We start from the raw sequence: 20,530 nt of genomic DNA on the forward strand, positions 1-20,530 counted from the left end.
AGTACATCGAGATGGAGTACAACAGCGACCGGCTCCACTCGTCCCTGGGGTACATCACCCCTCAGCAACATTTTTTAGCGGTTGCTGCTTAATCCGTGTCCGCTGCGACTTGACCAGAACATGTTTTTTCAACCAAGCTATCAGTGTGACCGGTGATTTGGCGTGACATGGATCATGTTAGATTCCGACTGGTCGGTTTTTAAGCGCATCTTCTGCCAACATACAGCTTTGAATGTATGTTTCATTACCTCGGATGAACGGTTAAGGGGGCGGCGTGGACAGAGTCAGGCGGGCGGTGGTTGCAGGCCAGTTTTATCCTGCGGAGGAGGGGGATCTGCAGGAGTCTGTGCGTGGTTACCTCGGCAATCGGGGTGGTGAGGCATTGAGCATGCCCAAGGCCCTGATTGCACCCCATGGCCCTCTTGAGTGCGCGGGCCGGGTGGTGGGCCGTGCTTATGCCGAGTTGCTGGGGCATGCCGGGCGGATTCAGCGGGTCGTGCTGGTGGGGCCATCCCATCGGGTGGGGTTTTATGGGATGGCGGTGCCGGAGGTGGATGTCTTTCAGACGCCGCTGGGGTGCGTGCCGCTGGATCATGCAGCCCTGGATCGACTGATTGGGTTACCCACGGCGTTTTATTTTGATGAGCCCCATCTGGTGGAGCACAGTCTGGAGGTCCAGTTGCCTTTTTTGCAGACGGTCCTGGGTGGATTCCAGTTGTTGCCGGTGCTGGTGGGGAGCGCCACGGTCGAGGAGGTGGCCGAGGCCCTGGAGATCCTTTGGGGCGGGCCGGAGACCCTGGTGATCGTCAGTTCGGATTTGAGTGGGGGGCTGGATTTCGCCGCCGCGGTCCGGCGGGACCTGTGTACGGCGGAGGCCATCGAGTTTCTGCGTCCGGCAGAGATCAAGGCCGGCGATGCATCGGGTTATCTGGCCATCCAGGGGTTGTTGCAGGTGGCCAGGCAGCACGGTCTGGGCGCCGAGACGCTGGATCTGCGCAATTCCGCAGATGTGACCGGAATCCAGTCTTCGGTGAAGGGGTATGGTGCCTTTGTGTTCCGTCACTGGATCGATGTTGCGCCCCGTGCCGGGCTGGCCCTGTTCGATCCATGAGAGGGGCCGCGGGGGTCATAGCTCCCGTCGCCGAAAACGGCTGGATCGCTTCAGTTCGCTCAGGATCATCCGCTCCAGCCCGTCCAGGTCATCGCTTCTCACCTGGGCCACGTCACTGATCCAGGCGGTGGTCTCGTTCCGTTTCTTGCTGAAGTAATCGAGGATGAACTGCTCCGACAGGAGCATGAAGCGGATGGCCTGGGCCGGGTCGACCTGCAGGAAGGGGTTGCGGGCGATCTGCATGGCGGAATTTTCCTGCTGCTGGCAATAGCGGTTGAGCAGGGCATAGAGGGCCATGCGGGCTTCCGACTGTTGGGCCGGCATGGTCTGACGCGTCCTGGGGTGGAGGGCGGTATCCACCAGGGCGTCCAGCCAGAGGGTGAGCTGGGTTTCCGAAATGCTCACCTCGCGAGCACGCTGTTCCGTGACCAGGGCGCTGATGCGGGCCTGCAGGTGTTCCGCCTGATGATTGGTCTGGGTTTTCTTGATCGTGCGTCGCCAGAGGGTCTGGGTTTCTTCCAGTTCGCCACGAAGATGCTCGATCTGTTGCCGCAGGACCTCGGATTGCTGGTCCAGGCTGTTGATCTGCTGGAGCTTGCCGTGCATTTCGTGTTGCACGATGTCGAGGCGCACGCGAAAAAAACGTGCGAGAAGCCCCTCGATGCGTTCGCTGTGACGATACAGTCTGCTGATGGCCTGCTGGAACATCCCTTCGTGCTCCAGCTCGGCGGACTGGGCCCGCAGCAGTTTGGCGGCCAGGCTGGTGTCGGAGTTTTCCGCTCGCACGTCCAGCAGCAGGGCGTTCAGTGTGCGGATGCCGTTGCCCAGCCGCTCCAGAAGGGCCTGGTTTTCCTTTTCCCGCCACTGATCGTGGACAGTCTCAAGGTCTTGAAGCTTGTTATGGAAGATCTTGACGTTCGCCGTGTTGCCCACCACCTTGGACTTGTCCAGGGCAGTCATCACTTCGTCGCCGTAATGGTCCTGGATGGCCAGTCGGGCCTCAAGGTGAAAGGCGTTGGCCGCCAGGATGAGGTCCTCCAGTGCGCGGCGGGAGTAGAGCGGGGCATCTTCAACCAGATCCAGGGGGATGTTTTCAGGCAGCTTTTCCGGCGGCAGGCGGGACAGCTCCTCCGGCGACAGCGCACTGACGAGCTTTTTGAAAACGCCCATGGGGATGGTTGGTTGAGGTGCTGCCGGAATGGTCATGGTGTGAGCCGCTGCGTGAAAAGGGGACGCCTAGGCGTCCCCGCGTCCTAAAACCGGTGTGTGGAGTTGTCGGGCGAAATCCAGCATGCGCTGGGTGGAACGCAGGGCGCCTTCGCGCACGGATTCGTCCACCTGCACTTCGTTACCCCCTGTTTCCAGTACCTGGAGCAGGTTGTGAAGACCGTTCATGGCCATCCATGGGCAATGGGCGCAGCTGCGGCAGGTGGCGCTGTGGCCCCCGGTGGGGGCCTCGATGAAGGTCTTGTGCGGGGCCGCCTGGCGCATCTTGTAGAAGATGCCGCTGTCGGTGGCGACGATCAGGGTGGGGTGGGGCAGTTCCCGGGCCGCCTTGATCAGTTGGGAGGTGGAGCCCACCGCGTCCGCCTGGGCGATGACGCCGGCGGGGGATTCCGGATGGACCAGTACGGCGGCTTCCGGGTGGGCCTTCCTGAGGTCGTCCAGGCCGCGGGTGCGGAACTCGTCGTGGACCACGCAGGCGGTGTCCCAAAGCACCATGTCGGCACCGGTGGTTTCACGGATGTAGTGGCCCAGGTGCTTGTCCGGTGCCCACAGGATCTTCCTGCCCTGGGTCTTGAGGTGTTCCACCAGCTTCACGGCGATGCTGGAGGTGACCACGTAGTCGGCGCGGGCCTTCACCCGGGCGGAGGTGTTGGAGTAGACCACCACGGTGCGGTCGGGGTGGGCATCGCAGAAGGCCTCGAATTCATCTGCCGGGCAACCCAGGTCCAGGGAGCATTCCGCTTCCAGGGTGGGCATGAGCACGGTTTTTTCGGGGCTGAGGATCTTGGCGGTCTCGCCCATGAAGCGCACGCCCGCCACCACCAGGGTGGAAGCCGGGTGTTCCTGGCCGAAGCGGGCCATGTCCAGGGAGTCGGAGACACAGCCACCGGTTTCCTCGGCGATCCGCTGCAGGTCTTCATGGACATAGTAGTGGGCGACCAGCGCCGCATCCCGCTCCTTGAGCAGGATCTTGATCCGCTCGATCACCGCGTCGCGCTCGGCGCCGGTGAAACGGGGCAGGTGGCTCTCCACCCAGGCGGTTTCCGGAACCTGGAAGTGGCGAAGGGGTTGTGCGGTGACTGCGGTCATGAATCTAGAATCCCCTTAATCATGCGGGTGATACCGTGCTTAATCTTAATCGATCCTGGCCCAACGGGCGCATGCAGTGTTCACAGGATGCTGAAAATTGGATCTGTTTGTTTCCGGTCATTGTAGTTTGATTCGGAAACATTGTGCCCGTTCAGTGTCGCGGCCTGGTGGCCGGCTGCGGGGGTGTGTCCGTTTTCTTTTAAAGTCAATGGGTTGAAATTATGGTCAAGTCCGGTGTGTTTTCCTTCAGGGTGCGCCGCTGGCGGCGTCTGGCTGTTGAGCTGCTGGTTGTTCTGCTGATCTTCCTGGCCCTGAAGGCCTGGCTGCAGCGGGACATGATCAGTGGCGAGGCCCCCGATTTTCAGGCCCGGCTGCTGGATGGCACCCCGGTGAGCCTGGCCGATTATCGCGGAGAACCCGTGCTGGTGCATTTCTGGGCCACCTGGTGCGGGATCTGCCGGCTGGAGCAGGGTAGCATCGAAGCCATCAGCCGGTCCTGGTCGGTGCTGACCGTGGCCATGCAGTCCGGAGATGCCGCCACGCTGGAGGCCTATATGGCGGAGCATGGCTATGCCCAGGCGGTGATCGCCGATGAGGACGGTGCCCTGGCGGCCGATTTCGGGGTGAACGCCGTGCCAGCCAGCTTTGTGCTGGATGCCGACGGCAATGTGCGGTTCCGGGAGCGGGGCTTCACCACCGGCTGGGGCTTGCGTGTCCGGTTGTGGATGGCCCGCCTGTTCTGAAACATCAGGGCTGTAACAGATGCGCTCAGTCACGGAATTTTAATCCGGTAACTGGGCTGCGGGGGTTTAATCACGTTATATTCTCCTCCAAAAGATCCGGGATACTGCTCCTCCGGGGCCGCGCCCGGCATTGCGTCCATGAACGCTGAATGAATGGGGGCGTCAGACCCCCGCAACGAGGAGTAGACATGCACAAGCCCAATGACGTCGTCTCGCCGGAGGTTGCGGGCAGCCTGGCGGGTCTGTTCAGGGAGCGAGTCAAGAGAACACCGGAGGCGGTCGCCTATCGTCAGTACGACACGGCATCTTCCAGCTGGCAGACCCGAACCTGGCAGGAGGTGGCGCGGGAGGTGGCCCGCTGGCAGGCGGCCCTGATCAAGGAGGGGTTCAAGCCCGGTGACCGGGTCGCGGTCATGTTGCGCAACTGTCAGGAGTGGGTCATTTTCGACCAGGCTTCCATGGGTCTGGGTCTGATCACCGTTCCACTCTATACCGATGACCGGCCCGACAACATCGCCTATATCCTCCAGGATGCCGGTGCCCGGATGCTGCTCCTGGGGGGCAAGGCCCAGTGGCGCCGCTTGCAGGAGGTGCGGGACCGTCTGGAAACGGTGCAGCGCATCGTCGCGGTGGAGCCCATGACCAATGGTGAGCTGCCCGGCGACGAGCGCCTGGTTTCCCTTGAGGACTGGACCCGGGGGCTTGAAGGGGAACTGATAACCCACGAGGCGGACCCCCACGGCCTGGCCACCATTGTCTATACCTCCGGCACCACCGGGCGCTCCAAGGGGGTGATGCTCTCCCATCACAACATCCTTGCCAATGCCTTCGCCTCCCAGCAGTGCGCGCCCATGGGCACTGATGACCTGTTCCTTTCCTTCCTGCCGCTTTCCCATACCCTGGAGCGCACCGCCGGCTGCTACATGCCCATGATGGTGGGTGCCCAGGTGGCGTATGCGCGTTCCATCCAGGGGCTGGCGGAGGATCTGCTCACCCTGCGTCCCACGGTGATGATCTCGGTGCCGCGCATCTATGAACGCATCTACGGGCGCATCAACGCCGGGCTGGAGGAGAAGTCGCCCCTGGCCCGCAAGCTGTTCCTGGCCACGGTGAACGTCGGCTGGCGCCGGTTCGAGCATCAGCAGGGTCGTGCCGGCTGGCATCCTGGTCTGTTGCTGTGGCCGGTCCTGAAGAAGATCGTGGCCGACAAGGTCACTGCCCGCCTGGGTGGGCGTCTGCGCTATGCGGTCTGCGGTGGCGCGCCCCTGCCGCCGCCCATTGCCCGTTTCTTCATCGGTCTGGGGTTGCCGGTCTTCCACGGTTTCGGCATGACCGAGGCCAGTCCGGTGGTGAGCGTGAACTGTCCCACTGACAATCTCCCCGCCAGCGTGGGTGCCCCCCTGCCCGGGGTGGAGGTGAAAATCGGCGACGATGACGAGTTGCTGGTGCGTGGCCCTTCGGTGATGCAGGGTTACTGGAACAACGAGGAGGCCACCCGGGAAACCATCGACGCCGAGGGCTGGCTGCACAGCGGTGATAAGGCCCGGTTCGACGAGCAGGGGCATATCTTCATCATTGGTCGCATCAAGGAGATCCTGGTGCTGGGCAACGGGGAAAAGGTGCCGCCCGCCGATATGGAAATGGCCATTACCCTGGACCCGGTGTTCGAGCAGGCCTTGGTGCTGGGTGAGGGCAAGGCCTATCTGAGTGCCCTGGTGGTGCTCAACCCCGAGGAGTGGGAGAAGCTGGCCGGGGAGCTGGAGGTGGATCCCCGGGATGCCGAGGCCCTGCGCAGTCGCAAGGTGGAAAAGGCCTTGCTGGAGCGGGTGGGGGTTCAGCTCAAGGAGTTCCACGGCTATGCCCAGGTGCGGCGTCTGACCGCTTCCCTGGAGCCATGGGAAGTGGACGGCGGGTTGCTCACGCCCACCATGAAGATGAAGCGTAACCTGATCATGGCCCGGTTCCAGCGGGAGATTGAACAGATGTATGAGGCGCACAACAATCGCTGAGACTTGTGCCGGAGTGATCCGGCGGTGCGATTGACGCGATTGGCGGGAAGGGGAGATGACTTCCTCAAAGCGATGCACCGAGTCTGTTGCTGGGTTTGTCACTGGGTTGTCATTCCCGCGAAAGCGGGAATCCAGTCATGGGTGGACAGTTCTGGACTCCCGCTTTCGCGGGAGTGACGCCAAGGGACGGGATGTGGTGGTAAGGGGCTTTTTCAGAACTTAATATCAACGACACTAAAATACAGAGGGGATGCAGGGGATGACGATGCAGGCAGTTCGTATTCGCAACGGCCTTTCACTGGGGGTGGCCGTGTCACTGGCACTGGCGGGTGGCGCCATGTGGTCCGAGCCGGTCAAGGCGGCCGGATTCTATATTCAGGAGCAGAGTGTCAGTGGCCTGGGGCGGGCCTTTGCGGGGGATGCCGCCATCGCCTCCGATGCCAGTACCATCTTCTTCAATCCCGCAGGGATGACGTATCTGTCGGGGCCGGAGGTCCAGGCCGCGGTGCATCTGCTGGTGCCGAATGCGGATGCACGCAACCGTCGTTCGACGGCCGCCACGCCGGGGACGTTGGGTAATCCGCTGCCCTACGAGGGGGGCAACGGCGGTAACCCCTATGACCCGACGCCGGTACCGAACTTCTTTTATGCCAGGCCCTTCAATGATCAGCTTTGGTACGGGTTTGGTATCGCAGCCCCGTTTGGTCTGGCTAACACCTATGACAAGGATTTCTTTGCCCGCTACGATTCCACGGAGACGGAGCTGAAGGTCATCAATTTCCAGCCTTCCATTGCCTACCAGGTCAATGAGCAATTTTCCGTGGGCTTTGGTCTGGATATCCAGTATGCGGATGCCACCTTGAAGAATGCCGTGCCCGACCCGACCCGTCCTGGTGGCCCCTCGGTGGATACCGATGGTGAAGTCAGTCTTGAGGCAGACAGCTGGGACTACGGTTTCAATCTGGGGGTGATGTTCCAGCCCACCCAGGATACGCGTCTGGGTATTCATTACCGCCAGGGCATCAAGCACACCCTGGACGGCAAGGCGCGAATTACCGCCCCGAATTTTTCCAGCCCGAATCCCCTGCTGCCCGCGCCCGGTTCCGTCAGTAGCGAAGGCGGGGAGGCCGCCCTGCATCTGCCGGACATCGTGACCTTGGGGGTGATGCATCGGCTGAATGACCGCTGGACGCTGCTGGGTCAGTACAGTTGGTTCAAGTGGTCCAACTTCGATGAGATCCGGGTGAAGTTCGATTCCGCACGCCCGGACAGTATCACCGAGCAGAATTACAAGAATACCTGGGCGCTGTCCATCGGTGCCGAATACCGCCTGGATGATCGCTGGACCCTGCGTGGAGGCATGCAGTATGACCGCACCCCGACCCAGGACGATTATCGCACCACCCGTACCCCGGACGGCGATCGGACCTGGTTCTCCTTTGGCGCCAGCTATCAGCAGGGGCCCCACTGGGGCTTTGATCTGGCCTATACCTATATCGATATCAGCAAGGAGTCTCTGGTGCTGACGCGGCCCTTCTTCGAAAACACGCTCGTCGAGACTGAAGTCAGTATCGATGGTACCACCCGCGGTCACGTCCACATCCTGGCTGCCGCCATGCGCTACAACTTCTGAGGTCTCATGGACGCCACCTTCCCGGCCCTGTTGATACGCGATCAGGTCCAAGGGCCTGAGCGCATTGATTTCATCCGCATGGGTGAGGCGGATCTGATGCCCGGGGACGTGGAGGTGGCGGTTCATTATTCCTCTCTCAACTACAAGGACGCCCTGGGCATCACCGGCAGTGGCCGTGTGTTGCGACGCTCTCCCCTCGTCGGCGGTATCGATGCCGCCGGTGAGGTGATTGCCTCTTCTGATACCCGTTTCAAACCGGGCGATGCGGTGCTGGTCACCGGCGCCGGCCTGGGGGAATATCACCACGGGGGGTTCGCCGGTCGCATCCGGGTGCCCGCCGACTGGGTGGTGCCCCTGCCTGCCGGAATGGATTGCCGCCAGGCCATGATCCTGGGCACGGCGGGGCTGACCACCGCCCTGATCTTCAAGCGTTTTCAGGAAAATCATCAGCTTCCGGAGATGGGGCCGATCCTGGTCACCGGTGCCAGTGGCGGGGTCGGCGCCCTGACCATCAGTCTGCTGGCATCCAGGGGCTACGAGGTGGTGGCGCTCACCGGGAAACCGGAGATGGCCCCCTGGCTCCGGTCGATGGGGGCATCGGAGGTGCTGGACCGGCATGGTCTGTCCATGGGCTTTCGCCCGCTGGAAACGGTTCGTTGGGGGGGCGCCGTGGATGTGCTGGGCGGTGAAGTCCTGGGTTGGCTGGCCCGCACCGTGGATGACTGGGGCAACATCGTGGTGGTGGGCCTGGCCGGTGGGGCGGACCTGCGGACCACGGTCATGCCCTTCATCCTGCGGGGGGTATCATTGCTGGGCGTGACGTCCGCCAACTGCCCCTTGCCCCTGCGCCGGCCCCTGTGGGAGCAACTGGCCGGTGACTGGAGAATTCCTCATCTGGATGTGATCCTGAGCGAGGAGATTGCCTTGAGTCAGCTGCCCGAGGCCAGCCGCCGCATGCTGGCAGGCAGGACCTGGGGGCGGATTCTGGTGAATCTGCGCTCCGAAACCTGAGCCGGAAATCAGGGTTGGCCGATGCCTGAGAGGATGGAGTCCCGGGTGATGGCTTCCCGCATCACGCGGCTCTCGGGGTGCCTGCCACCGCAGATGTCCAGCACCCTGCCGTCGGCCAGGTGGGCCTCGATGTTGTAGCCCAGGCCGGGCTCATGGTTGAGGGTGATGGTGCGGGTTTCTCCGGCCCGCAACTGCAGGAGGGTAGTGTGCTGTTCGGTATCGACGTTGGCGTAACCGATCTCCACGGTGGGGATGGTTTCGTCGGTGCGGTTCTGCACATGCACGATGATGGAGCGCTCGGGCAGCGCCAGTGTCGGGGTGCTGGCCCACAGGGTGATGCCGATACCCGCAAGCAGTGCCATGGGCACGAGCAGCCAGATTGTCCAGGAGCCTGAATCGTTCATGAGGTAATGCTAATGCACTGCCTTCGGCATTGTCATTGATAACTGCCAAATCATGAGGACAGCGACACAACCCGATTACGCCCCGAGTGCTTGGCCTGATACAGCGCGGAATCCCCGATCTTGAACAGGGATTCGAATGTGCTTTGATGGCTCCCGGCATCCTCCGCGATACCGATGCTGATGGTCACCGGCACATCCAGGGGCCGGCTCTCCTCGACCCGCTTGCGAAGGGTTTCAGCGAAATCCCTGGCGCGTGCGCCGGAGGCATTGAGTAGCAGCACCACGAACTCCTCACCCCCGGTACGCGCGGTGATGTCGCCTTCCCGGCAGACGCCGCGGATAATGGATGCGGTTTCTGCAAGCACGGTGTCACCGACATCGTGTCCATGGGTGTCGTTGATGCGCTTGAAATGATCAATGTCCAGCACCAGCAGACTCACCGGAATCTTGTGGCGATGCGCTTCGGCGATGCGGCGGCTGGCTATTTCAACAAGGTAGTGGCGGTTGAACAGGCCGGTCAGCTGGTCCGTCATCGCAAGACGGCGCAGGTGGTCCCGCTGGGCCTCCGTCTCGTCGAGAAGGCGCTTGAGCCGGACCATGTTGCGGACCCGGGCCACCAGTTCCTCTTCCAGCATGGGTTTTGCGAGGAAATCATTGGCACCCTGTCGCAGGATTTCAATTCGACGGGCGGTATCCTGCATGCTGGACATGGCCAGTATGGGCATGCGGTGATTGCGCTTGTCCCCCCCGCCTTGCCGGATGTGGCGAACCAGGCTCAGCCCGGTCATCTCGCCCTCAAGCAGTATGTCGATCAGGGCGATCTCATAATCCTTGACCGGCAGTCGCTTTATCGCTTCTTCCCCGCTTGCGAAAACATCCACCTTGAGCCCCGTGCGTTCCAGTACGGTACAGATGAACCGTGCAACCGGCACGCTGTCCTCTACCAGCAGTGCGCGGCCGGATAGCTGTAATGACTCGTCCTCGCTGCGGATGCGTTCATGAACGTATTGGGCCAGGCGTTCAAGTTCGTATTTGCTGAACACCTCGGTGATGCCTGCTTCCATGCTGGCCGCGCTCAGGGCATGGTCGACTTCGGTGGTGAGCAGCAGGATTGGCGTGCTGGAAGTCTCGGGATGGCGCCGCAGGGTCTGCGAGAATGCAAGCCCGGAGCCGTCGGACAGGTGGCGCTCAAGGCAGATGAGATCCACCGGATGGTTGAGCGCCAGGTTGGCTTCCGCGATCGTGGAGGCGAAGCGCAGCGGTTCGGGAAGAAAGACGAGATGGCGCTCCAGCAATTTTCGGAAGAAGCGCGAGGCGACCACTGCGAGGACTTTCATCGCGTCACCACGCGTATGGGGGACGGTGCGCCGGCTGGTGCCAGGGGCCAGCCGGCCTGAAATCATGATGGCTCGTGGACTGAATTACTGGACCAACTCTCTTCATGCCGATAATCCATATCTATGAGAACGTTAAACTCCCGGGGTGTTGTCGAGGCCCTGTTCGCCGGATGGTTACAAAGAGTAACCTTGATCGGCCATGTCCAATTGTGGAAGGCTTTTTCGGCCGGATCTCCACCCACACCCTGATCATATTATAGGAAAGAACGGATGCCTCCTCTTGTTCGTGGCCGACCTTGGCCCCTTGTTCCCTTCCTTTTCCTGTCCGCCTGTCTGCTCGGTGCCTGCGGCACTCCTCCCGAGCCGGAATCCGAACCCAGGGTTCGTCCGGTGATGGCGGTCGAGCTGGAAAGCCCGACGGGGTTGGCTGCGCGCAGTTTCAGTGCCCGGGCCGAGGCGGCGGAACGGACCGGACTGGCCTTCCGGGTGTCCGGTCAGGTGGTTTCGGTGCGGGCGGACCTGGGGGATTACGTGCCCGCCGGTACCGTGCTGGCACGACTGGATGACCGGGATTTCCGGCTCAAGGTCCGGGAACTGGAAGGCCAGCTGACTGCCGCCGAAGGACAGCTGGCCGAGGCCCAGGCCAATTTTGAGCGGGGTCGGACCCTGGTGGCCGACGGCACCATCAGTCGCGCCGATTTTGACCGTCTTCAGGCCGGTTTTCTCCAGGCGAGGGGACAGCGGGATGCCGCCGCCGAAGGCCTGGCCACGGCCCGTGCGGCGCTGGAGGATACCGTGTTGCGGGCGCCCTTCAATGCCCATGTGGCGGTGCGTGCCGTCGAACCCTTTGAGCAGGTGAATCCCCAGAGGGTGGTCTTCGTGCTGGACCGTCTGGATGTGATCGAGCTGCGGGTGGGCATGCCGGAGACGCTGGTGGTGCACCGTGAACGCCTGACGGAGGTGGATGTGCATTTTGCCGCCCTGGACCGTAACTATCCCGGTCGGGTCAGGGCCATCGGGGTGGATGTGGATGAGGACACCCAGACCTATCCGGTGCGCATTGCCGTGACCAATCCGGATCGCATGATCCTGCCGGGCATGACCGCCCGGGTGGATTTTCGTGCGGCGTTGCCGGAAGGACGCATCGCCGATTATTTTCTGGTGCCGCTGACGGCCGTGATGGAATACCAGGAAGGGCACCATGTCTGGCGCCTGGACGAGACGGATGAGCGGGTGCACCGGGTGTCTGTGAGCCTGGGCCCCCTGGAGCGTGACGGCCTGCGCATCAAGGGGGATTTGCGGCCCGGCCAGCGTGTGGTGGTGGCCGGCGTACAGCATTTGGAGGAGGGGCAGCAGGTGCGGCTGCTGACCGAGGATGACATCCGGGGGGCGCGCCGATGAACGCCGCCGTCTGGGCCATCGGCAATGGACGTTTCGTGGGGTTCGTGGTGGGGCTGCTGGTGCTGGTTGGCGTGGTCGCCTATACCCAGCTGGGGCAACTGGAAGACCCCGAGTTCACGGTGCGTACCGCCGTGGTTTACACCGAATATCCCGGTGCCCGTGCGGTGCGGGTGGAACAGGAGGTGACCGAGCGTATCGAGCTCAAGATCCAGCAGATGGGGTCGCTGGATCAGGTGGAGTCCTACAGTCGGGACGGGGTTTCGGTGATCTTTGTGGATATCCAGGAACGCCATGGCCCCGAGCAGTTGCGCCAGATCTGGGATGAGCTGCGCCACAAGGTCAACGAGGCGGCGCTGAACCTGCCGGACGGGGTGGTCGGTCCCTTCGTGGATGACGAGTACGGGGATGTCTTCGCCATGCTGCTGTCGCTCACGGGGGAAGGGTATGGCTACGATGATCTGGACCGCGCCACCGATACCGTGCGCCGTGAACTGTTGCGGGTGCCCGGGGTGGCCAAGGTGGAGATTTTCGGCGCCCAGGGGGAGCGGGTGTTCGTGGAAACCTCCCGGGACAAGATCGCCGAGATGGGCCTGACCCCCCATCTGGTGGTGCAGGCCCTGAACCGCCAGAACGTGGTGGCTCCGGCCGGGTTCGTGGAACTGGGGCCCCGGCAGGTGCGGATCTTCGCCAGTGGGGTGTTCGAGTCCCTGGAGCAGATCCGCGATCTGGCCATTCGCAGCCCGGTCACCGGCAATCTGGTCTATCTGCGGGATTTTGCCGAGGTGCGCCGGGGCTTTGCCGATCCGCCCGAGGCCCTGCTGCGTCATGACGGGACCCCGGCCCTGGCCATTGGCATCGTGCCCACCTCGGGGGTGAATGTGGTGGACCTGGGGCGTCTGGTGAACGAGCGCCTGGACGAAATCACCCGCAGCCTGCCGGTGGGCATGGCCTTCGGCGTCATTGCCGATCAGCCCCGGGAGGTACGCACGGCCATCAATGAATTCATGGTCAATCTGGCCATGGCGGTGGTGATCGTCATTGCCGTGCTGCTGATCTCCCTGGGGCTGCGCACCGGGCTGATCGTGGGCTCCGGGGTACCGTTCACCATCCTGGCCACTTTCATCGCCATGTGGATCGTCGGCATTGATCTGCACCGGGTCTCCCTGGGGGCGCTGGTGATCGTGCTGGGCATGATGGTGGACAACGCCATCGTGGTGGCGGAACTCACCTATGTGAAGATGCAGCGGGGCCTGGACCGCCTGGACGCGGCGCGGGAGGCGGTGGCCGAGACTGCATGGCCGCTGCTCTCCGCCACCCTGATTGCGGTGCTGGCCTTTTCTCCCATTGCCCTGACCAATACCGCCACCGGTGAATTCACCCGTTCCCTGTTCTGGGTGGTGGGTTTCAGCCTGTTGCTGAGCTGGGTGCTGGCCATCACGGTTACTCCGGTCATGTGCCATCGCTGGATGAGGGTGCGGTCGGGCGGCGAAGGACAGGATCCCTATGGGGGGCGGTTGTATGGCGGGTTCCGCGCCCTGCTTCACAAGGTGCTCATCTGGCGTCGCAGCGCGGTGGCTGCCTTCGTGGGCCTGTTGATCGTGGCGGTGCTGGGTTTCATGCTGGTGCCCCAGATCTTTTTCCCGCCGGCGCAGCGGGCCCAGTTCATGGTGGATTACTGGTTGCCCGAGGGCAGTCGAATCACCCATACCGCCGCCGACATGGCGGCCATCGAGGCCTGGCTGGGTTCCCATGAGGAAGTGGATACGGTGACGGCCTTCATTGGCGAGGGCGCTCCCCGTTTCTATCTGCCCATGCTGCCCGAAAGTCCCAATCCCGCATTCGGTCAGATCCTGGTCAATCTGCACGAGGTCAAGGATCTGGACGCGATGATGGCCCGCACCCTGGGTTTCATGCGTGAGGGTTTCCCCGAGGCCGAGCCCCGGGTGCGACCGATGCAACTGGGGGACCCGGTGCGTTATCCGGTGATGTTGCGCATCCTGGGGCCGGATCGGGTGGTGCTGCGGGATCTGGCGGAGGAGGCCGCGACCCGGTTGCGTGTCGATCCCCGGGTGGCTGATGTGCATCCCAACTGGCGGGACAAGACGCCACGGATACAGGTCCAGGTGGACCAGGAACGGGCCCGCCGAGCCAATGTCACCAGTACCGCCGTGGCCGAGGCCCTGGCCACCGCCTTTGCCGGCCAGGCCATCGGTGTCTACCTGGAGGACGACAAGCGTATCCCGATCGTCTGGCGCTTTCCCCTGGAGGAGCGCACCGATCCCACCCGGGTGGAAACCATGGTGATCTGGCCCGAGCAGGGAAACCGGCCGGTGCCGCTGCTGCAGGTGGCCGATATTTCGGTGGTCTGGGAAGACGCGGTGATCTGGCGCCTGGACCGGGAGCGGGCACTGACCCTGCAGATGGACCTGGTGCCCGGCGCCACTGCCCATGAGGTGGCGCGGGATCTGGCCCGCGCGGTGGAGGATCTGCCTCTGCCGGTGGGATATCGCCTGGTCTGGGACGGGGAGGCGGCCAAGTCCGCCGACGCCCAGCGGGGTGTCCTGCAGCCGGTACCGGTGGTACTGGGTCTGATGGCGCTGGTGCTGATGGCCCAGTTCAACAGCTATCGACGTTCCCTGATCATCCTGCTGACGGTGCCCCTGGGGGTGGTGGGGGTCAGCGCGGGTCTGCTGTTGCTGCAGCAGCCTTTCGGCTTCATGGCCCTGCTCGGGGTGATGAGCCTGTCGGGCATGATCATCAAGAACGCCATCGTCATGGTGGAGCAGATCGATCTGGAGATGGAGCGGGCGGAGGATGCGCGTCAGGCCCTGGTGGAGGCGGCGGTGAGCCGCGTCCGGCCGGTGATGCTGGCGGCCCTGACCACGGTGCTGGGCATGATCCCCCTGGCCTTGTCCGGTCCGTTCTGGGCACCCATGGCCATCGCCATCATGTTCGGTCTGGCCCTGGCATCCCTGCTGACCCTGTTGGCGGTGCCGCTGTTCTACGCGATCCTGTTCGGTAGTTGATGGAGGTCCCGGGGACGGCTCAGAGCCGCTTGCTTACTACCTTGATGCCGTCATCCTCCGGGCTGTTGCGGGAGGTGAAGCCCAGGCGGTGCATGAGGGCGATCATGTTGGTGTTCTGGGACAGCACTTCGCCTTCCATGGTGCGCAATCCCCGGGAGCGGGCCACATCCATGAGTTCGTTCATCAGGTGCGAACCGATGCCCCGGCCCTGCCATTCGTCCGACACCGCCAGGCCGAACTCGCAGCTTTGCTGGTCCGGGTTGGCGGTGTAGCGGGCCACGGCGATCTGCAGCTCCGAGCCGTCCGGTTGTTCACGCACCGCGATCAGGGCCATCTCCCGGTCATAGTCGATCTGGGTGAAGCGCACCAGCATGTGGGGGGTGAGTTCATGCACCGCCTGCATGAAGCGGAAATAGCGTGATTCCGGTGAGAGGTTGCGCACGAACTCCTGCTCGATCCGGGCGTCTTCCGGGCGGATCGGGCGGATGGTCAGATTGATGCCGTCCGGCAGCTGCCAGTTGTTCACCAGGTGGGCGGGGTAGGGGTGGATGGCCATGTGGGCATAGCGGTCCGGCATTGACGGCGGATAGTCCACCGAGAGGCGGGCGTCCACCGCCGCCAGTCCCCGTTCGTCGGCGATCAGGGGGTTGATGTCCATGTCCTGGATCTCCGGCAGTTCACAGACCATTTCCGATACCCGAAGCAACACCTGTTCCAGGGCTTCGTCGTCCACCGCCGGCATGTTGCGGAATTCCTTGAGCAGCTTGGCCACCTTGGTGCGGGCGATCATACCTTCGATGATGACTTCGTTCAGGGGCGGCAGGGCCACGGCCCGGTCCTTGATGACTTCCACCGAGGTCCCGCCGGAACCGAAGCTGATTACCGGGCCGAATACCGGGTCCCGCAGTACCCCTACCATCAGCTCGCGGCCGTAGGTGCTCTTGTGCATGCGCTCGATGGTGACGCCGTTGATGCGGGCATCGGGGCGCAGGCGCCGGGTGTCCTCGATCATGGTCTGGAAGGCGCTGCGCACGGACTCGGCGCTGGCGATGTTCAGCCGCACCCCCTGTACGTCGGATTTGTGGGTGATGTCCGGAGAGTCGATCTTCATGGCCACCGGATACCCCACGGTGCCGGCCGCCACCAGGGCCTCGCTGGCGGTGTTGGCGCGCATGGTCTGGGTGACCGGGATGCGGAAGGCGGACAGAATCGCCTTGGATTCCATGGTGCTCAGGACCTTGCGGCCTTCCGACAGGGCGCTTTCGATGATGAGCCGCGCGCCCTGCACATCGGTGCGGGTGCGGTCGGAGAGGGGGCCGGGAACCTGCAGCAGCAGGCGCTGGTTGCGTTTGTGGGCGGCCAGATAGGCGAAAGCCTCCACCGAGGCTTCCGGGGTGGTGAAGTGGGGCAGGCGTTCCTTGGTGAAGTGTTCCCGGGCAGTGCGTACCTGGTTGTCTCCCATCCAGCAGGCCAGCACCGGCTTTTGGGTCTTGCGGGCTACCGGGGTGATGGCCTGTGCCACACCCAGGGGGTCGGTCATGGCTTGGGGGGTGAGCATGACGATGGTGCCGTCCACGCCGTCGTCATCCAGGCAGGCCTTGAGGGCCGATTCAAAGCGTTTGGCATCGGCGTCCCCCAGCAGGTCCACCGGGTTGCCGTGGGACCACTGGTCCGGCAGGGCCTTGTTCAGGCTTTCCATGGCGGCGACGCTGAGCTGGGCCATGCCGATGTCCAGTTCCACCGCCCGGTCCGTGGCCATGACTCCCGGGCCACCCGCGTTGGTGACGATGGCCAGCCGGTTGCCCTCGATCCGGTAGCCGCTGGAGAGGATGCGGGCCGCGGAGAACAGTTGCTGGATGGTCATGGCGCGCACGGCACCGGCCCGTTCCAGGGCGGCGTCGAAGACGTCATCGGCGCCGACCAGCGCGCCGGTATGGGACATGGCGGCCCGTGAGCCTTCCGCGTGACGGCCGGATTTGATGACGATGACCGGCTTCATGCGGGCCGCCGCGCGCAGGCCGCTCATGAAGCGCCGGGCGTTGCGGACCCCTTCCACGTAGACCAGGATGCTGCGGGTTTCCCGGTCCAGGGCCAGGTAGTCCAGCACGTCGCCAAAGTCCACGTCCGAGGCATCCCCCATGGAGACCACGGCGGAAAAGCCGATCTCCTGGCTTTCCGCCCAGTCCAGAATGCCGGTGCAGATGGCGCCGGACTGGGATACCAGGGCCAGATTGCCGGGCAGGGCCCGGTTCTTGCTGAAGGTGGCGTTCATGCCCCGGCTGGGACGAATGATACCCAGGCAGTTGGGGCCGATAAGGCGCAGATCGTACTCCTTGGCGATCTCCATCACTTCCTGTTCCAGACGCTTGCCCACCCGGCCGCTTTCGGCAAACCCGGCGGACAGCACCACGGCGCCCTTCACTCCGTGCTCACCGCAGTGACGCAGGATGCCGGGCACCGTGCGGGCGGGCGTGGTCACGACCACCATGTCGACGGGGCGACCAATGGCTTCCAGGTCCGGATAGGCCTTGCGGCCCTGGACATTTTCATGCTTGGGGTTGACCGGGTAGAGCTCGCCTTTGAAACCGGCCTCGATGAGGTTGGTAAATACCAGTGTACCGAGGGCGTTGGTTCGATCACTGGCGCCGATGACGGCCACGCTGCGGGGATTGAAGATGTGGCTGAGAAAGTGAGGTCCCATGATTCGACGGTCAACGCCTCTGAGTGAGTGTTCTTCCGAGTATAGTATGGGCGATGCTGCGGTGCGGCGAAACCGCTTTTTGATCAGGGCTTTCATCGGTTTGTACACCTCTTTTTGCTGCACTGCTTCGCGGTAATATGGCCATGACCATGAAGGAGTCCATGACCATGACCATCGCTTTCATTACCCACCATGACTGTACGCTGCATCGGGTTGCCACACACCATCCGGAGGTGCCCGAGCGTCTGGCGGCCATTGATGACCGCATGCTGGCTTCGGGGCTGGGTATGTTGCTGCGGCATTACGATGCGCCTCTGGTGACCCGGGAACAACTGCTGCGCGTCCATGCCGAGGATTATATTGACTGGGTGGAGGCTTCTGCACCGGGAACGGGCGGGATGATCTGTCTGGATGAGGGCGATACGGTGATGACCGAGCATACCCTGCAGGCGGCCCGGCGGGCGGCGGGAGCGGTCATCCTGGCGGTGGATCTGGTCATGGGAGGGGAGGCCAATTCAGCCTTCTGCAGTGTCCGTCCTCCAGGCCACCATGCGGAACGGGCACGAGCCATGGGCTTTTGCATCTTCAACAACATCGCGGTGGGGGCCGCTCACGCCCTGGCGCGCCATGATCTGGAACGGGTTGCCGTGGTGGATTTCGATGTCCATCACGGTAACGGCACGGAAGATATCTTCCGTAACGAGCCGCGGGTGATGTTCTGTTCCACCTTCCAGCACCCCTTCTATCCCTTTACCGAGACGGTCATGGATCGCTCGAATATCGTCGGTGTGCCTCTGCCCAAGGGCACGACCGGGACGGAGTTTCGTGAGGCGGTGGCGGAACACTGGCTCCCTGCCCTGGATGCCTTCCAGCCTCAGTTGATGATGATCTCGGCCGGTTTTGATGCCCATCGGGAGGAGGACATGGCCGATTTCATGCTGATTGAGGATGACTATGCCTGGGTGACACGCAAGTTGCGGGAGATTGCCCTGCGTCATGGGGAGGGACGGGTGGTGTCCTGCCTGGAGGGGGGCTATGCCCTGTCGTCCCTGGGGCGGTCGGCCTGCGTGCATGTGGATGCCCTGATCGGGCCGTGATCATTCCCCATCGCCGGCCCTTCTCCCCTGGCGGGGGGAGAAGGAGGCCGTGTCAGGCTATGCCTTCCACTTGATGTTGCAGCCCAGGCTGGGCTTCTGGTCTTGGGGTGCCGACTGCCCCGCCAGCAGGGCATCGGCGGCGGCCCGCAGGTCAGCGCCGGTGACCGGGAGGTCGCTGCCGGGTCGGGAGGCATCGAACTGCCCCCGGTAGAAAAGCCGCCGGTCCGCGTCGAACAGGTAGAAGTCCGGTGTGCAGGCGGCATCGTAGGCCTTGGCCACTTCCTGGGTTTCGTCGAACAGGTAGGGGAAGGTGTAGCCGAAGCGACGGGCTTCGTCCTTCATCTTCTCCGGGCTGTCTTCCGGGTAGTTTTCCACATCATTGGCATTGATGGCGATGACTGCCAGTCCCTTTTCGGTGTAGGTCCGGCCGAAACGGGCGAACTCGTGCCGGATCAGTTGCACGAAGGGGCAGTGATTGCAGATGAAGGCGATGACGTAGCCTTTTGCCTCGGGGAAGTCATCCAGGGAAACCCGCTTGCCGGTGCCCGGGTCGGGCAGGCTGAATGCCGGGGCCTGGGTGCCCAGTTCCAGCATGTTCGATTCTGTTCTTGCCATGGTGGCTTTCCTCCTCGTGATGACGTCATGGGCAGGGGATGGTGTGGCGCTGATGCACCGCTTCGATCTCCTCCAGGACGGCTTGGCTCAATGTGATCTCCAGGCTGGCGATGTTCTCTTCCAGTTGTTCCAGCCGGGTGGCACCGATGATGTTGCTGGTGAGAAAACCGCGACTGCTGACGAAGGCCAGTGCCATCTGGGCCGGTGACAGTCCGTGGCGCTGGGCGATTTCCACGTAGGCGCGGGTGGCGGCCACGCCGGTTTCCCCGGAGTAGCGGGAAAAGCGGGAGAACAGGGTCAGGCGACCGTCGGCGGGCGTTGATTCCAGGTATTTGCCGCTCAGGGCGCCGAAGGCCATGGGGGAATAGGCCAGCAGCCCCACCTGTTCCCGGTGGGCCATTTCCGCCAGCCCCACCTCGAAACTGCGGTTGAGCAGGTTGTAGGGGTTCTGGATGGACACGATGCGGGGCAGGCCCTGGCGCTCGGCCACGCGCAGATATTCCATCAGGCCCCAGGGGGTCTCGTTGGAGATGCCGATGGTGCGTACCTTGCCGGCCTTGACCATGTCCCCCAGCACCGCCAGTGTTTCGGCGATGGGGGTGTCATCGGCTTCCGGCTGGTGCTCGTAGCCCAGCTTGCCGAAGTAGTTGGTGCTGCGCATGGGCCAGTGGATCTGGTACAGGTCCACATAGTCGGTCTGCAGCCGCTGGAGGCTGTCGTGCAGGGCCTGCTCCAGGTGAGCGCGGTCGTGTCTGGGGCCGCCGCGGATATGGCCCAGTTCGCTGCCGGGGCCGGCGGCCTTGGTGGCGATCACCAGGTCATCCCGGCGTCCCCGCCGGGCCAGCCAGTTGCCCAGGTAGGTTTCGGTGCGCCCCTGGGTCTCGGCCCTGGGGGGTACCGGGTAGAGCTCGGCGGTGTCGATGAAGTTGATGCCGTGATCCAGGGCCATGTCCAGCTGGCTGTAGGCCTCGGCTTCGGTGTTCTGTTCGCCCCAGGTCATGGTGCCCAGGCAGAGCAGGCTCACCCGGATGTCCGAAGTGCCCAGAGTCCTGTATTGCATGATGTTCTCCCGTCCGGTTCAGCGTTCAGTGCCATGGTAATCCAGGATGTCCGCAATGACACGGCA

General features: G+C 63.3%; 15 protein-coding genes. 8 read left to right on the forward strand and 7 right to left on the reverse strand.

The genetic code is table 11. The features are described 5' to 3' along the window. Positions 1–274: 274 nt before the first annotated feature. The gene (gene amrB / locus CKO35_RS14530) at positions 275–1,111 is read left to right on the forward strand and encodes an AmmeMemoRadiSam system protein B (protein ID WP_200176840.1); all 837 of its coding nucleotides are present in this window, start codon (positions 275–277) and stop codon (positions 1,109–1,111) included. A 15-nt stretch (positions 1,112–1,126) separates the two neighbouring features. Here the strand turns inward: amrB and CKO35_RS14535 are convergent, their stop codons facing one another. Next, the gene (locus tag CKO35_RS14535) at positions 1,127–2,281 is read right to left on the reverse strand and encodes a hypothetical protein (RefSeq protein WP_200176841.1); all 1,155 of its coding nucleotides are present in this window, start codon (positions 2,279–2,281) and stop codon (positions 1,127–1,129) included. 66 nt (positions 2,282–2,347) lie between these two features. Further along, positions 2,348–3,427, reverse strand: coding sequence for a quinolinate synthase NadA (nadA, locus tag CKO35_RS14540; protein ID WP_200176842.1), 1,080 nt, complete (start codon positions 3,425–3,427; stop codon positions 2,348–2,350). Between the two features lie 221 nt (positions 3,428–3,648). Here nadA and CKO35_RS14545 point away from each other — a divergent pair, with 221 nt between their 5' ends. The 4 genes from CKO35_RS14545 to CKO35_RS14560 all read left to right on the forward strand — a co-directional run bounded on the left by CKO35_RS14545 (position 3,649) and on the right by CKO35_RS14560 (position 8,823). Next, positions 3,649–4,170 (forward strand): protein disulfide oxidoreductase, encoded by a 522-nt coding sequence (locus CKO35_RS14545; RefSeq protein WP_200176843.1) that lies wholly within the window; start codon positions 3,649–3,651, stop codon positions 4,168–4,170. Positions 4,171–4,358: 188 nt separating this feature from the next. Continuing rightward, a complete protein-coding gene (locus CKO35_RS14550; protein ID WP_200176844.1) occupies positions 4,359–6,179 on the forward strand; it encodes an AMP-dependent synthetase/ligase in 1,821 nt (606 codons plus the stop codon). Positions 6,180–6,438: 259 nt separating this feature from the next. After that, a complete protein-coding gene (locus CKO35_RS14555; protein ID WP_200176845.1) occupies positions 6,439–7,812 on the forward strand; it encodes an OmpP1/FadL family transporter in 1,374 nt (457 codons plus the stop codon). A gap of 6 nt (positions 7,813–7,818) precedes the next feature. Further along, entirely contained in the window at positions 7,819–8,823 is a 1,005-nt protein-coding gene (locus tag CKO35_RS14560; protein WP_200176846.1) for a YhdH/YhfP family quinone oxidoreductase, read from the forward strand. Between the two features lie 8 nt (positions 8,824–8,831). Here the strand turns inward: CKO35_RS14560 and CKO35_RS14565 are convergent, their stop codons facing one another. Together CKO35_RS14565 and CKO35_RS14570 are read right to left on the reverse strand one after the other, a co-directional pair. Further along, on the reverse strand, positions 8,832–9,227 hold the full coding sequence (locus CKO35_RS14565; protein ID WP_200176847.1) for a hypothetical protein: 396 nt from the start codon (positions 9,225–9,227) through the stop codon (positions 8,832–8,834). 50 nt (positions 9,228–9,277) lie between these two features. Beyond that, the gene (locus tag CKO35_RS14570) at positions 9,278–10,564 is read right to left on the reverse strand and encodes a diguanylate cyclase (RefSeq protein WP_200176848.1); all 1,287 of its coding nucleotides are present in this window, start codon (positions 10,562–10,564) and stop codon (positions 9,278–9,280) included. Between the two features lie 270 nt (positions 10,565–10,834). Here CKO35_RS14570 and CKO35_RS14575 point away from each other — a divergent pair, with 270 nt between their 5' ends. Next, entirely contained in the window at positions 10,835–11,965 is a 1,131-nt protein-coding gene (locus tag CKO35_RS14575; protein ID WP_200176849.1) for an efflux RND transporter periplasmic adaptor subunit, read from the forward strand. Then, positions 11,962–14,991 carry an efflux RND transporter permease subunit gene (locus CKO35_RS14580; RefSeq protein ID WP_200176850.1) on the forward strand — a complete coding sequence of 1,010 codons (3,030 nt, stop codon included), beginning with the start codon at positions 11,962–11,964 and terminating at the stop codon, positions 14,989–14,991. Before CKO35_RS14575 ends, CKO35_RS14580 begins: the two co-directional genes overlap by 4 nt. 19 nt (positions 14,992–15,010) lie before the next feature. Here the strand turns inward: CKO35_RS14580 and CKO35_RS14585 are convergent, their stop codons facing one another. After that, on the reverse strand, positions 15,011–17,692 hold the full coding sequence (locus tag CKO35_RS14585; protein ID WP_200176851.1) for a bifunctional acetate--CoA ligase family protein/GNAT family N-acetyltransferase: 2,682 nt from the start codon (positions 17,690–17,692) through the stop codon (positions 15,011–15,013). 167 nt (positions 17,693–17,859) lie between these two features. Here CKO35_RS14585 and CKO35_RS14590 point away from each other — a divergent pair, with 167 nt between their 5' ends. Next, the gene (locus CKO35_RS14590) at positions 17,860–18,789 is read left to right on the forward strand and encodes a histone deacetylase family protein (protein WP_200176852.1); all 930 of its coding nucleotides are present in this window, start codon (positions 17,860–17,862) and stop codon (positions 18,787–18,789) included. Between the two features lie 57 nt (positions 18,790–18,846). Here the strand turns inward: CKO35_RS14590 and CKO35_RS14595 are convergent, their stop codons facing one another. Further along, the gene (locus CKO35_RS14595) at positions 18,847–19,404 is read right to left on the reverse strand and encodes a thioredoxin family protein (RefSeq protein ID WP_200176853.1); all 558 of its coding nucleotides are present in this window, start codon (positions 19,402–19,404) and stop codon (positions 18,847–18,849) included. A 25-nt stretch (positions 19,405–19,429) separates the two neighbouring features. Next, positions 19,430–20,464, reverse strand: a complete 1,035-nt coding sequence (locus CKO35_RS14600; RefSeq protein ID WP_200176854.1) for an NADP(H)-dependent aldo-keto reductase — start codon at positions 20,462–20,464, stop codon at positions 19,430–19,432. Positions 20,465–20,530: the final 66 nt, after the last annotated feature.

The organism is Ectothiorhodospira shaposhnikovii (genome assembly GCF_016584105.1).
GTDB lineage: Bacteria > Pseudomonadota > Gammaproteobacteria > Ectothiorhodospirales > Ectothiorhodospiraceae > Ectothiorhodospira > Ectothiorhodospira shaposhnikovii.